General features: G+C 67.8%; 8 protein-coding genes. All 8 read right to left on the bottom strand.

The features are described 5' to 3' along the window. Window positions 1–36: 36 nt before the first annotated feature. Entirely contained in the window at window positions 37–2,196 is a 2,160-nt protein-coding gene (locus tag ACN9MV_RS23410) for a TOMM precursor leader peptide-binding protein (RefSeq protein WP_426389706.1), read from the bottom strand. Then, window positions 2,189–2,941 (bottom strand): class I SAM-dependent methyltransferase, encoded by a 753-nt coding sequence (locus tag ACN9MV_RS23415; RefSeq protein ID WP_093179725.1) that lies wholly within the window; start codon window positions 2,939–2,941, stop codon window positions 2,189–2,191. The genes ACN9MV_RS23410 and ACN9MV_RS23415 overlap by 8 nt, the downstream gene beginning before the upstream one ends. Before the next feature lie 94 nt (window positions 2,942–3,035). Next, entirely contained in the window at window positions 3,036–3,818 is a 783-nt protein-coding gene (locus ACN9MV_RS23420) for a BMA_0021/BMA_0022 family TOMM bacteriocin (RefSeq protein ID WP_426389707.1), read from the bottom strand. Window positions 3,819–3,836: 18 nt separating this feature from the next. Continuing rightward, the gene (locus tag ACN9MV_RS23425) at window positions 3,837–7,883 is read right to left on the bottom strand and encodes a TOMM system kinase/cyclase fusion protein (RefSeq protein WP_093081405.1); all 4,047 of its coding nucleotides are present in this window, start codon (window positions 7,881–7,883) and stop codon (window positions 3,837–3,839) included. Window positions 7,884–8,195: 312 nt separating this feature from the next. Next, the gene (locus tag ACN9MV_RS23430; RefSeq protein WP_093058837.1) at window positions 8,196–9,368 is read right to left on the bottom strand and encodes a BMP family ABC transporter substrate-binding protein; all 1,173 of its coding nucleotides are present in this window, start codon (window positions 9,366–9,368) and stop codon (window positions 8,196–8,198) included. A gap of 46 nt (window positions 9,369–9,414) precedes the next feature. Next, the gene (locus tag ACN9MV_RS23435; protein ID WP_097198506.1) at window positions 9,415–10,335 is read right to left on the bottom strand and encodes an ABC transporter permease; all 921 of its coding nucleotides are present in this window, start codon (window positions 10,333–10,335) and stop codon (window positions 9,415–9,417) included. Window positions 10,336–10,337: 2 nt separating this feature from the next. Next, complete coding sequence (locus ACN9MV_RS23440) at window positions 10,338–11,483, bottom strand: ABC transporter permease (protein WP_093058839.1); 1,146 nt, start codon at window positions 11,481–11,483, stop codon at window positions 10,338–10,340. Continuing rightward, complete coding sequence (locus ACN9MV_RS23445) at window positions 11,476–13,008, bottom strand: ABC transporter ATP-binding protein (RefSeq protein ID WP_426389709.1); 1,533 nt, start codon at window positions 13,006–13,008, stop codon at window positions 11,476–11,478. The genes ACN9MV_RS23440 and ACN9MV_RS23445 overlap by 8 nt, the downstream gene beginning before the upstream one ends. Between the last annotated feature and the right edge of the window lie 78 nt (window positions 13,009–13,086).

A 13,086-nucleotide genomic window follows, 5' to 3' on the forward strand; every position in this document is an offset into this window, starting at 1 on the left:
CTTTCCCTTTTCTCCTTCTCTTGAAATCGGACCGTATCAGACGTACAGCGCCTGCGGATTCAGGTCGCTTTCGCACACCGGAGTGTCGCGCCATCCCATGGCGACTGGAACGCGGTACAGGCGCGGATTGCCCAGCTCCGGCCAGATGTGGCACAGCCCCGGCACGACCACCTTCACAGTGTGCAGGGGAATGTCGGGGCGCGTGTGGTCCAGGACGATGGTTTCCAGGCCGAGCGCAGCAGCAATGGCAACGCAGCGCCGGATCTCCCCGGCGATGTCCGTGCGCGCGGCTGGCGCCGGCACGACGTTGCCCGCGTCCGACGGCATGAGAAAGCGCGGCGGGCCTTCTTCCCTGGCTTCCCCGGCGGCACGCTGCATCGCGAAGGTCTTGCCGGCCGCGATCAGCTGGCTCATTTCGGTGAGCGCGCGCTCGCAGGCCAGCGCACGGTCGGGGCTGCAGCCGAAGCCGATGGCCCACGCGCCCGTCTGCAGATGCCGGCCGATGGCAACCGCCACCGGAATGCCGAAATCGTGGGTGATGTCGAGCACCCAGCGCTCCCATTGCGGGCCGCAGGTGCGTTCGACGCGCTGGCGGATTTCGTCGGACAGGCCGCCGAGGTCGATGGCCGGCCTGGGAACTTCGCCGTACCACCAGATGGCGGCGGCATCGCGCTCCACCAGTTCGAGAAAGCCCTGCAGGATGGCTTCCTCGCGCGTGTTCCCGGCGGCGCAGCCGTTCGATGTCCAGCTGACGTGGCACTGGCTTTGCGCCGGCGCATGGGCAAAGCAGAAGGCCAGCGGCAGGTAGCAGCGTTCATCGGCCGTGAGCGACCAGGCAGGCGTCCACCATGCGGGCCCGGACGACACGGACGACGCCACGGCATGCGGAGGCTTCTGCGCCGTGTCGAATCGCTCGCGCTGCCGGTCGCTGAAGAGCGCCAGCGCCTGCGGCTGGATGCAGCGCGCATCGAGGTCGGCGGCGAAGGCCACGACCGAGGCTTCGTCGCCCTGATGGAAGGCGGCATAGCGCTCGACCGCCTCGCACAGCGCGCTGGCGCGGGACTGGTCCATCGACATGCCTTTGCCGAGGCAGATCTGGGTCAGCGCGCCAGGCAAAAGGTCGTCGCCGGGCGGCGGCGTCCTGAAGATTTCGCTGCGATAGACGGTCAGCGCGCCCTCCGACTCGGCGTTCAGCGGCGCGATCTGCGCGATCACGCCGCACAGCGGGCTGACGTGTGGCGCCAGCCGCGCCACCGTGACCGAGGCCGGCACCGTGCGCCAGCCGCCATCGCGCCGGCCAATGGGTAGGCCCGGCGCCAGCACGATGCGTTCGCGTTGCCGCTGCGCGACGAGCCCCGGCGTTCCGCAATGCGGGCACTGGGGGCGGGCGGCGACGGAATGCGGCTGCGGTGAATCCAGCGTCCGCACCTGTGCGTCCGCATGCGTGGCGATCTGCTGCGCTATGGGCAGCAACTGGCCGAGGCGCTCGGCGACTAGCCGGTCACCTGCCCGCACCGGCAGGCCGCTGCCCGGGGTGCCATGCCGCGCCTGCCACCATGCACGCGCCGGCCGGTTCCTCAGCCAGCGGTGCGCGAGGCAATGCCAGCAGGGGCCGACCGTCGCTGCGCCCGGCCTGAAGAATGGGCCGGCCATGGCCTGTTCGCCGGTGGGCTTGACCAGCAGCCAGGGACGACCCGAGGCGCGCTGCTGCGCATCGATGGTGCCGAGCCGGGGGTCGAGGTAGTCGTCGCAAAAAACGAGGGTGAGGCCGGTGTCGGCGAACGCCTGCGCCCAGCCGCTTGCCGCGTCGCCGCTCACCGCGTTCGACAGCGCGATGACATCCACGTGGTCGGAGATGGCCGTGCGCACATGCGCCGCCGAAAAATCGGGCACGAGGTACGGCTCGCCGCCGTCCATCGCAACGGGTCGCACGAGCCCCTGGCGCGTCAACGCCTCGAGCGCATGCAGCATCTGCGCGAGCAGTGCGGCTGCGCCTTCGGTGCGGCAATAGGTGGCGAGGTTGACGCCCTCGCGCAGCACGCGCTCGACGGCCATGACACCCGGCGAGCCGAGCACCGACAGGTCGTTCTCGCTGGGCAGCAGCAGGCGGTCCTGCAACACCACCGGCGGCAGGTACCTGTCGTGCCAACGGAAAACCTCGCCGAAGAAATCCGGCGCCGCCGCAGCGCTACTCATCGTCTTTCAGGCCCAGCGCGAGGCGCACGACGGCATAGGGCCAAGCCCCAGTCGTGGCCCGGAACGCCGCCTCGAACAGCCGATGCTGTTCCGAGAATTGCGCGTAGATATGGTCTTCGGACAGCACTCGCATCGCCGGATGCAGGCCTGCGATGCGGGCGCCATCCTCGAAGCCCGACACCACCGGCAACCGCATGCCGCCCACCTCCATGGGCATGCGCGCGAACACCGGATGCACGTGGTCGAGCACGACGACACATGGCGTGGCGGTGTGTTCGAAGCGACCGGCCAACCGGCGTAGAAGCGCCTCCAGCGGCGCCTGCGGAAGATAGGGGCAGACACCCTCCAGCATCGCGAGCACGGGCCGCTCGCCGGGCAGGTCGGCGGCGTCGAACCACGCGTCGTCGAGCACCGAGCATGCGAGGTCGCTCTCGCCCTCATGACGCGCGACGTGCTGCGCCCGCAGGCTGATGGCTTCAGGCAGATCGATGTTCAGCCAGCGGGAATTCGCCGTGACGGCGGCCCCGAGGCGACTGCGCCGGGTGCAAAGCCCCGCGCCGAGCGTGATGCACAGGCCGGCAGGGTGGGCCGCGAGGAACTCGGCCGCATAGCGGTCGAACAGTGCGGCACGCAGGACAACGCTCCTGACGAATGCCGCGTCCTTCGCGTAAGCCGACAGATCGAAAGGCAGCGACGCCGCGATGCGCCGCGCCTCGGGATCGGAAAACACCGACGCATCGGCCACGCTGCCGGAGTCGGCACGCGCGGCCAGCGTCAGCAGGAGCGTGGCCGAGGCGCCTTGCAGCGCGCTCGTGGCCTGCCCCTGTTCGGCAGCGGACTCAGCAGGTGAAGGGATAGGCCGGGCCCGTGTTGTTGTACGAGGTGAGCGCGATCGGCCGCAGCTCCACTTCCACCGGAGCAGTCGGGTAGTTGAGACGGATGCCGTTCTTGATCAGCGAGCCGTTGGCGCCCTCCAGGTTCCATTCGCCCTTCGCTGCGTCCCATGTGAAGGCGGAGTTGGTCGTGAACAGGATCTTGAAGTTGAACGGGTTGTTGTAGCCCAGCCATTGGCTCAGCACGGGCGCCTTGTCGGCGTCGGGGTCGCGCGTCAGGTCGAAGAGGAACTCCGGCGATTGCCATGCGAGGGCGACCGCACGCAGCACCACGCCACCGAACGCCAGCAACGAACCGTCGCCGCCGCCAGGAATGCCGAGGCCGGTGGGCAGCGCCCCCCCAACGACGCCGGGCGGCTTTTCGTAGGCAGCGGCGGGGCCCATGAAGTCGGGGAACAGCTGGTAGTAAGCAGCCAGGGCCTCCGTGGCCTGCGACGACGGTGCCTGCGGCAGCACGATGACGAAGGAATCGTCAGGGCCGACCCAGCCGGACGTCAGCATCGGCTTCCATGCGGCGCGCATGTCCGGATTGGGGTCCTGGAAGAGCGAGATGTCGAGCAGCGGCCACTGCGTCGGCAGGCCGAAGTCGTCGTGCAGCATCTGCTGGATGTCCGACGCGCCGAGCAGCTTTGCGCGATAGGCGTCGTCTTGCCACGATTTGGCAATGCCGCGCAGGTAGGCAAGGCGGAATTCGAGCAATGGGTCGGCAGCTTGGCTTTGAAAGGTCATGGTGACTTCATCCTTGGTTCAAGACATGGTTCGAGAAACAGGCGCATGCACGGGCATGCGCGACGACAGTTCCGGCCGCAGGTCGGCCAGCTCCTTGAGGCGTCCAGCCACGTTGTGCCCGGCGGGTGCCAGTGCCTGCAACGCCGCCAGGGCTTCGTATTCGGTTCTGTACTTCGCACCCTCGCGCGCGACGTTGGCGGCCTGCGAGAAGCACTCGGCCACTGCGTCGTGTTCGCCGCCCGAGGCCTGCAGGTAACGGGCCTTCTGCAGATGGAGCTCGGACCTGTAGAGCCCTTCCTTGAGCTCGTCCGCCAGGCGCAGGCACTCGTCGATCCGCTCCAGCGCCTCGCCCCAGCGGCCATTGGCGGCCAGCGTGTCGGCGGCAAAGGCGCGGTAGTAGGTCTGGCAATAGCGGCAGCCCATGCCCCACAGCGCCTGCACCCAGCCGTCGGCCTGCGCGATGTTGTCGACGTCGCCGGTAGCCCAGCAGCGGATGATTGCCGCGTAGCCCTGGAATGCCGGCAGGCCGTAGCGCTCGGTGATGCCGAGCAGCTCGCCCGTGCTCACCAGCGCCCGCGCCTTGTCGTTGCGGCCCTGATGGCCAAGGCTCTGGTACAGCAGGGCCATGCTCAGCGACGGGATGTGCGACATCTCGCGAGCCCAGCGCACGGCATTGGTGGCGTCGGCGCGCGCGGCCGCGTCGTGGCCCGCGAACCAGCGCACGAGTGCGCGCCCCGTGGTCGCCCACACGCGGGTGTCGAAGCCGAAGTAGGCGGCATGGTGCGCATGCCCCTCGGGGCTGTAGCGCTCGATGCCGTCCGTCAGCGACTGCTCGGCGCGCTCGAAATAGCCGTCGGAATAGTGCGCGAGCCCGAGGTACGTTTGCGCCGCGACGAACACGCCCTCGTCCTGCTGCTGGGTGGCGTGGTCGAGCAGCCGGTTGCTCAGCTGCTGCACCTCGGCGCGATTGCTCGCGACGTGGTGGAAGGTGATCAGCGTCCACAGGTGCTGCACCTGCTTCTCCCGCGCCACGTCGTCGGAGAGCAGCTCTTGCGACAGGGCGATGCGGTCCACCACCTGCGCATGCGCCCAGCCGTACTTGTTCATCATGGCCTGCGTGACGTAGCTGTTCACATCGAGCCGCGCCTCGCGCTGCGCGGCGCTGTCCAGGTGCGCCATCCAGCCGTCGATGTGCTGGGCATAGGCAATGGTTTCGTCGTTCAGCGAGCGGTGCTGGGTAATCAGCAGCTGCCGCACGGCCAGCGCGACGGCCTCCGCATGCTCGCCCGCATCGGCCCAGTGCTGGGCCACGCTGCCCGGCTCGCTGGCCACGCGCTGAGGCTGGCTGCTCAGCAGCGTCTGCGCGACGTTGCGGTGCTGTTGCCGGCGCTGCGCGTCGAGCATGCATTCGTAGGCGGTGTCGCGGATCAGCGCGTGGCGGAAGATGAAGGCGCCCGGCGGCCCGGCCGGGGCCACGAGCCCCGCGTCGAGCAGCACGGCCATGTCCTTGTCCATCGCTTCGGGCGACTTGCCCGAACAGGCGCACAGCAATTCGGCATCGAACTGCCGCCCGATGGTGGCTGCCAGCTGCAGCAGGCCCTTGACGGAGCCCAGCCGGTCGAAGCGGCTGACCAGAGAGTCGCGCAGCGTGACCGGAATGGCAGCCGGCTGCGCCGTGTCCTTGAAGACCCAGACGCCCTCCTGTTCCACCAGGTAGGCGTCGAGCAGCATGCGCGCCATTTCCTGGATGAACAGCGGCACGCCGTCGGTGCGCGCGACCACGTTGTCGATCACCTGCTGCGCGGCGACCCTCGGCGCCAGCGCTTGCCGGGCCAGTTCGGCGGCCTGCGCGTCTTCGAGCCGACGCACCTCGATGCACTCGGCCTGCAGCGCCGGCGGCTTCACCCATTCGGGCCGCGCGGTCAGCACCAGCAGCACGCGCTGCTGCGGCAATTGGGCAACCAGCTGCTCGACGAACTCGATGCTGGTGGGGTCGGCCCAGTGCACGTCTTCGAGCAGGAGCAGCAGCGGCGCCGCCTCGGCCATGTGCAGCAGCCACTGTGCGGTCGACTGCAGCAGCAATCCCTTCTGCATCGCGGGAGACACCTGGCTGGGTGCGCGATCGCCCAGTGGGAGAGACAGCCACGCGCAGAAGATCGGCAGTACCGCTTCGGCGTCGCAGCCGGCGGCCTGCAGGGCCTCGCGCAGCCGCTCACGCCGGGCGTCGGGCGTGGTTGCATCCGGCGCAGCTTCGAGGCGCTGGCGCAGCAGCGTCAGGAACGGCGTCAGCGCGTTGTTCTGGTTCTCGGGCTGGCACTGCGCGCTGACGGTCTGCCAGCCTTCCCGCGCCACCTGCTCGCGCAGCACGTCGGCAAGGCACGACTTGCCGATGCCGGGCTCGCCGCGGACCCACACCGCGCCGCCGTGGCCTTGCCGGGCCTGCGCCCATGCGGCGCGCAGCTGTTGCAGTTCGGGCTCGCGTCCGATGCACGCGTTGTGCAGTGCCTGCTCCACGGATCCATGCGGCGCGGGCGCCTGCTGTTCACCGCCCAGGCGGTAGGTCTGGATGCCGCCGGACTGCCCCGGCAGGGTCACGTTGCCGGCCTTGTCGAAACGCGCATGGCGGCCCAGCAGCCGGTAGCTGCTTTCGCTTGCCAGCAGCGTGCCGGTATCGGCCACGCCCTCGAGCCGCACCGCGACGTTGACGGCATGGCCCGACGGGATTTCTCCGGCGGCCACCACCGCCATGCCGGTGTGCATGCCCATGCGAATGCCCAGGTGCACGCCGTGCGCCTGCTCGATGGCGGCCGAGCGCTCGCGGCTCAGGTCGATCAGCTCCAGCGCCGTCATGCCGGCCTGCCGCGCATCGGTGTCGCTGGCGTGCGGATAGCCGAACAGCACGATCATCCGGTCGCCCAGCGTGCCCGCCAGCAATCCGCCGCGCCGCGTGGCGGTCTCCGCGAACAGGGTGAGCTCGTTGCGCTGCAACAGCTCCAGGTTTTCGATGTCGGAGGGCAAGGCGTCGTCAATGCCCTCTTCGTCCGCGCCGGCGTCCGGCCAGACGGAGACGCTGCAGCACAGCACGGTGAGCTGCCGCTTTTCGGAAAACCCGCGCGTGGTGGCCACGGTGTGGCTGAGAGCTTCGTCTTGCGCCTGCTTCGCCGATCGCAGCACGCCCACCAGGTCGTCAAGCCGCAGGCGCCCGAGTTCGGCCAGCAGCGTGGCCGCCGAATCGCTGCGGTCGGCCGCCTTTTTCCTCAATGCCTGGCGCAAGACGGAGGCCACCGGATGGCTGGCGATTTCCGCCGGCAGAGGCACCTCTTGCGGGCTCAGTTGCTGGTGAAGAATTTCTGCCGCCGATGCGCCTCGAATAGCGGGCACGCCCGTCAGGCACTCGATGAACATCAGCCCCCAGGCGTAGATATCGGACTTGACGCCGGGCGGCTCGCCGCGCAGTTGCTCGGGCGCGCTGTAGGCCGGCGTGCCCAGAGACTCGTCGGTCATCGTGAGCGTAGGGAACTCGGCGCCCCTGTTCGAGGGAATGACGGTGCTGATGCCGAAGTCGAGCACCTTCGCATGCGGGACGGCGCCGGTGAACGTGACCATCACGTTGTCGGGCTTCAGGTCGCGGTGCACGATGCCCGCGCTGTGCGCGCAGTCCAGCGCGTCCAGCACTTCCGCCATCAGGTGAGCGGTTTCGGTGGCCGTCAGCGCGCCCTTGCGCCGGATCAGGCTGGTGAGCGTTTCGCCCGGCACGTACTCGAAGACGCCATAGACGCATGGGCCCTGCTCGCCCTTGTCGAGCAACTGGACAATGTGCGGGTGGTGCAGCGAGGCGCAGAGCTTCGTCTCGCGGTGAAAACGTGCAACGCGCTGGCTGCCGACCTGCAGCTTCACGACCTTGATTGCGACCACGGTGCCCGTGTTCTTCTGCAGCGCGCGATACACGGTGCCATAGCCGCCGGCGCCTAGCTCCTCCAGCAACTCGTAGCCCGGAATCTCCAACGGATTCGGCAATGATGATTGCGACACTGCGTGCGTGGGGTTGGTGACGGCATCCTGCATTTCAGTCTCGTCGTGATGGATCGTTGAGAGTCCTCCGGAGCGTGCCGCGGCCGCGATCTGCGCTGCGGCAGGAACGCGAATTAGACACTAATTGTTACTGTAGCGGACGCGAGGACTTTTCAACTGGGTCGCCCCAAAAAAGAAAACCCGCGCAACGCGCGGGAGGTTAGAACTTTTGAATGTATAAGCGCCCTCGCTCGCGAACGTGGCCGATTCGCGGACACCGAGGAACCGGCTCCGCCGGGCCTCAGGTGTCGCCCCCGGTAGGGGGTTGGCGTAGCGACACGAAGTGCGCGAAGCCTGGGGGCGAGCTTATTTCTTGTCGCCGCCCGGCACCTTGCCTTCGACGCCCTTGACGTAGAAGTTCACGCCCGACAGGAACTTGTCGTCGGCCACGGCGTCCTTGGCGACCACTTCCTTGCCGTCCTGGCCGAGGATCGGGCCCTTCCAGATCACGAAGCTGCCGTCCTTCAGGCCCTTCTTCACGGCCTCGACCTTGGCCTTGGTTTCGGCCGGCACGTCTTCGGCGATCGACACGAGGTCGATGGCGCCTTCCTTCACGCCCCACCAGCTCTGGCCGGTGGCCCACTTGCCGTCCAGCGCTTCCTGGGTGGCCTTGATGTAGTACGGGGCCCAGTTGATGGTGGCCGAGGCCAGGTGGGCCTTGGGACCGTAGGCGGTCATGTCCGAATCCCAGCCGAAGGCGCGCTTGCCCTTTTCCTGTGCGGTCTTGAGCACGGCCGGCGAGTCGGTGTTCTGGAACAGCACGTCGGCGCCGCCGTTGATGAGGGCGGTTGCGGCTTCGGTTTCCTTGGGCGGGCTGAACCACTCGTTCACCCACACGACCTTGGTCGTGATCTTCGGGTTGACCGACTGCGCGCCCAGCGTGAAGCTGTTGATGTTGCGCAGCACTTCGGGAATCGGTACCGAGCCGACCACGCCCAGCGTGTTGCTCTTGGTCATGGCGCCGGCAATGACGCCGGCCATGTACGCGCCCTCGTACGTGCGGCTGTCGTAGGTGCGCATGTTGTCCGAGGTCTTGTAGCCGGTGGCGTGCTCGAACTTCACTTCCTTGCTGTCGGCCGCGACCTTGAGCATGGGCTCCATGTAGCCGAAGGTGGTGCCGAAGATCAGCTTGTTGCCCTGGCCGACCATGTCGCGGAACACGCGCTCTGCGTCGGCGCCCTCGGGCACGCTTTCGACGAAGGTGGTCTTGATCTTGTCGCCGAATTCCTTCTCGAGCGCCTTGCGGGCGTTGTCGTGCGCGAAGGTCCAGCCGCCGTCGCCCACCGGTCCGACGTAGGCGAATGCGATGTTCAGCGGCGCTGCCGGAGCCGGAGCTGCTGCGGCGGGTGCCGGGGCCGGCGCGGGCGCCGCGGCCGGTGCTGCCGCTTCTTCTTTCTTGCCGCAGCCGATCAGGGCCGCCGAAGCGACCGCAGTGAGAGCGGCCAGCTTGAGCAGGGAGCGCTTGTTCAGATCATTCATTGTCGGAAATCCTCAAAAGGACAGGTTGGCGGAAAACGAAACGCGATTATGAGCCGGGGTAGAACGGTTTCCCGATGGAAGCCGGCATGTTGGCGCGGATGAAGGCCGGGTTGCGCGAGATCAGCGCCAGCACCACGATGGGCGCGATGTACTGCAGCATGCTGAGGAACTGCGAGGGCACGTCGACGCCGCTGCTCTGCAAATGAAAGCCCAGCATCGACACGCCGCCGAAAAGGTACGCACCCAGCAGCACGCGAACCGGCCGCCAGGTGGCGAAGGTGGTGAGCGCCAGCGCGATCCAGCCGCGGCCGGCCACCATGCCCTCGACCCACAGCGGCGTATACACGGTCGACAGATACGCGCCCGCGAGCCCGCACAGCGAGCCGCCCGCAATCACCGCCATGAAGCGGATGCGCCGCACCGGATAGCCCAGCGCATGCGCCGACTCGGGCGATTCGCCGACCGAGCGCAGCACCAGGCCGGCACGCGTGCGGTACAGGAACCAGATCAACGCCAGGGTCAGCACCACCGCGAAATACACCATCGGGTGATGGCGGAACAATGCGGGGCCAACGAGCGGAATGTCGCTCAACATGGGGATCGCGTACGACGTGCTTTCCGGCAGCTTGGCCTGCACGAAGTTGATGCCGGCAAAGGCAGAGAAGCCGACGCCGAACAGGCTCAGCGCCAGGCCCGTTGCGTACTGGTTGGTGTTGAGCCAGATCACCAGTACGCCGAAGAAGGCTGCGAGCAAGGCGCCCGCCGCCATGCCGGCCAGAAAGCCGAGCCAGGGGTTGTGCGTGGTGACGACCGTGGCAAAGCCGGCGATTGCTGCGCACAGCATCATTCCCTCGGCGCCGAGGTTGACGATGCCGGCCTTCTCGTTGATGAGCAGGCCCAGCGCCGCGATGGCGAGCACGGTGCCCGCGCTCAGCGTGGAGCCGAGCAGGAGTGCGTAGCTTTCCATGTTCAGTGGCTCCCTTCGGTGGCACGCGCGACGGGTGCAGTAATGGGCGTGCTGGCCTGCAGCGAGGCAGTGGTCATGGTGGCGGCCTTCGCGGCCGCCTTGCGCCGGATGCGGTACGCGATGAGCGTGTCGCAAGCCAGCAGCGTGAACAGCAGCAGCCCCTGGAACACACCGGTCAGCGACTTGGGCAGGCCCAGCCGCGACTGCGCAAGCTCACCGCCGATATAGAACATGCTCATCAGGATGGCCGAGAAGATCATGCCCACCGGATGCAACCGCCCGACGAAGGCCACGATGATGGCCGCGAAGCCGTAGCCCGCCGGCACATAGGGTGTGAGCTGGCCGAGCGGCCCTGCCACTTCGAGCGCACCAGCCAGGCCGGCCGCGCCGCCCGAAGTCAGCAGCGCAATCCACACCGCGCGCCGCGCCGAGAAGCCCGCATAACGCGAGGCCGCCGGTGCCAGCCCGCCGACCTGCTGCGCGAAGCCCGCCCGCGTGCGGAACAGAAACACCCACAGCGCCCCCGCGCCCACCAGCGCGATGACCAGTCCGATGCTCACGCGCGAGCCCTTGAACAAGCGCGGAATCTGCGTGACTGCCTCGAAAGTCTTGGTCTGCGGGAAGTTGTAGCCGTTCGGGTCTTTCCATGGCCCATAGACCATGTAGCCCAGCAACAGCGTGGCCACGTAGACCAGCATCAGGCTCACCAGGATTTCGTTGGCGTTGTACTTGTCGCGCAGGAACGCGACGATGCCCGCCCACACCATGCCGCCAAGGATGCCGGCCAGCAAAATGGCCACCACGATCCACTGCCCCGTGGTCTTGTCGGCCAGCAGCGCCACGCCGCCCGCCGCGATGGCACCGAACACGAACTGCCCTTCGGCGCCGATGTTCCACACGTTCGAGCGGAAGCACACGGCCAGCCCGAGCGCGATGATGAGCAGCGGTGTCGCCTTCACCATCAGCTCGCCGATGGCGTAGCCGCTCTTGATGGGTTCATAGAAGAACACCAGCAGGCCCTTGACCGGGTCCTTGCCGAGCGCGGCGAACAGCGCCACGCCGATCAGCACGGTAATCAGCAGCGCCAGGATCGGTGAGGCATAGCTCCAGAAGCGCGACAGCTCCGGGCGGGGTTCGAGCTTAAGCATGGGCGGCCTCCGCCTTCTGGCCGGCGCTGGCTTGCCACAGCCCGCTCATCCATTCGCCGATCTGCGGCAGCGTGGCAGCCGCGCGGTCGATGGAGGGCGACAGCCGCCCCTTGGCGATCACGTGCAGCCGGTCGCAGATGTTGAACAGCTCGTCGAGCTCCTCGCTGATGACCAGCACGGCACAGCCGGCGTCGCGCAGCGCAAGGATCTCCGCATGGATGAGCGCAGCCGCGCCCACGTCCACGCCCCAGGTCGGCTGCGAGACGATGAAGAGCTTCGGGTTGGCGTCGATCTCGCGCCCGACGATGAACTTCTGCAGATTGCCGCCCGAGAGCGAACGCGCCGCTGCGCGCGGCCCGCCGGCCTTGACCTTGAAGCGCTCGATGATGGCCTTGGCCTGGCGCTCGAGCGCGCCGGTGCGGATCCACCCGCCCCGGCCCACTGCGTCGCTGCGCGTCAGCAGCAGGTTGTGCGCGAGCCCCAGCGTGGGCACCGCGCCGCGGCCCAGCCGCTCTTCGGGCACGAAGTGCAGGCCGAGCGCACGACGCGAGCGCGGGCGCAGCCGGCCGGCCGGCTTGTCGAACACCCGGACCATCGAAGCCTCGGCGCGCACGTCCTCGCCCGAGAGCGTGTAGAGCAGTTCGCGCTGGCCGTTGCCCGAGACGCCCGCAATACCGACGACCTCGCCAGCGCGAACCTCGAACGAGATGCCCTCGAGGTCCATGCCGAACTGGTCTTCGCGCGCCAGCGACAGCCCGTCGACGCGCAGCGCCACTGCGCCCGCATGCACCGGCCGGTGCTGCAACGGCGGCGGCTCGCTGCCGATCATCAGCCGCGACAGCGACTGCGTGCTCTCGTTCTGCGGATTGCACACCCCCGTCACCTTGCCGCCGCGCAGCACGGTGCAGGCGCTGCACAGCTCCTGGATCTCGTGCAGCTTGTGGCTGATGTAGAGGATGCTGCAGCCCTCGGAGGCCAGCTTGTTCAGCACATGGAAGAGCTTGATGACCGCCTGCGGCGTGAGCACCGAGGTCGGCTCATCGAGGATCAGCAGCTTGGGGTTGGTGAGCAGCGCGCGGATGATCTCCACCCGCTGCATCTCGCCCACCGACAGCGTGTGCACCGGGCGCGAGGGGTCGATGTCGAGCCCGTACTCGCTCGCCTTGGCGGTGATGCTGCGCGCAACCTCGGCCAGTTGCAGCGACTTGTCGAGCCCCAGCCAGACGTTCTCGGCCACGGTGAGCGTGTCGAACAGGCTGAAGTGCTGGAACACCATGCTGATGCCCAGTGCCCTCGCCTGCTGCGGGTTGCGCAGGTTGACGACGTGGCCGTCGAACATCACGGTGCCCTCGTCGGGCTTGACCGACCCGTAGATGATCTTCATCAGGGTCGACTTGCCGGCGCCGTTCTCGCCGAGCACGGCGTGGATTTCGCCGGGCTGCACGGCCAGGGAGATGTCGCTGTTCGCCACCACCGCGGGATACCGCTTGGTGATGTTCGCGAGCTGGAGTCTGGGGGTTGTCATGCCGGGTTTCGTGGATTTGTCTCGTTCAACTGCAACAAAGCGGGAACAGCTATCAGTTTAATAGCGTGCTCCCGCGAC

It is taken from the genome of Variovorax sp. R-27 (assembly GCF_049913215.1).
Lineage (GTDB): Bacteria > Pseudomonadota > Gammaproteobacteria > Burkholderiales > Burkholderiaceae_C > Variovorax.

Coding starts and splice junctions, on each gene's coding strand:
- ACN9MV_RS23425 (WP_093081405.1), bottom strand. CDS start 7,883: ATGCAGGATGCCGTCACCAACCCCACGCACGCAGTGTCGCAATCATCA.
- ACN9MV_RS23445 (WP_426389709.1), bottom strand. CDS start 13,008: ATGACAACCCCCAGACTCCAGCTCGCGAACATCACCAAGCGGTATCCC.
- ACN9MV_RS23410 (WP_426389706.1), bottom strand. CDS start 2,196: ATGAGTAGCGCTGCGGCGGCGCCGGATTTCTTCGGCGAGGTTTTCCGT.
- ACN9MV_RS23420 (WP_426389707.1), bottom strand. CDS start 3,818: ATGACCTTTCAAAGCCAAGCTGCCGACCCATTGCTCGAATTCCGCCTT.
- ACN9MV_RS23440 (WP_093058839.1), bottom strand. CDS start 11,483: ATGCTTAAGCTCGAACCCCGCCCGGAGCTGTCGCGCTTCTGGAGCTAT.
- ACN9MV_RS23430 (WP_093058837.1), bottom strand. CDS start 9,368: ATGAATGATCTGAACAAGCGCTCCCTGCTCAAGCTGGCCGCTCTCACT.
- ACN9MV_RS23435 (WP_097198506.1), bottom strand. CDS start 10,335: ATGGAAAGCTACGCACTCCTGCTCGGCTCCACGCTGAGCGCGGGCACC.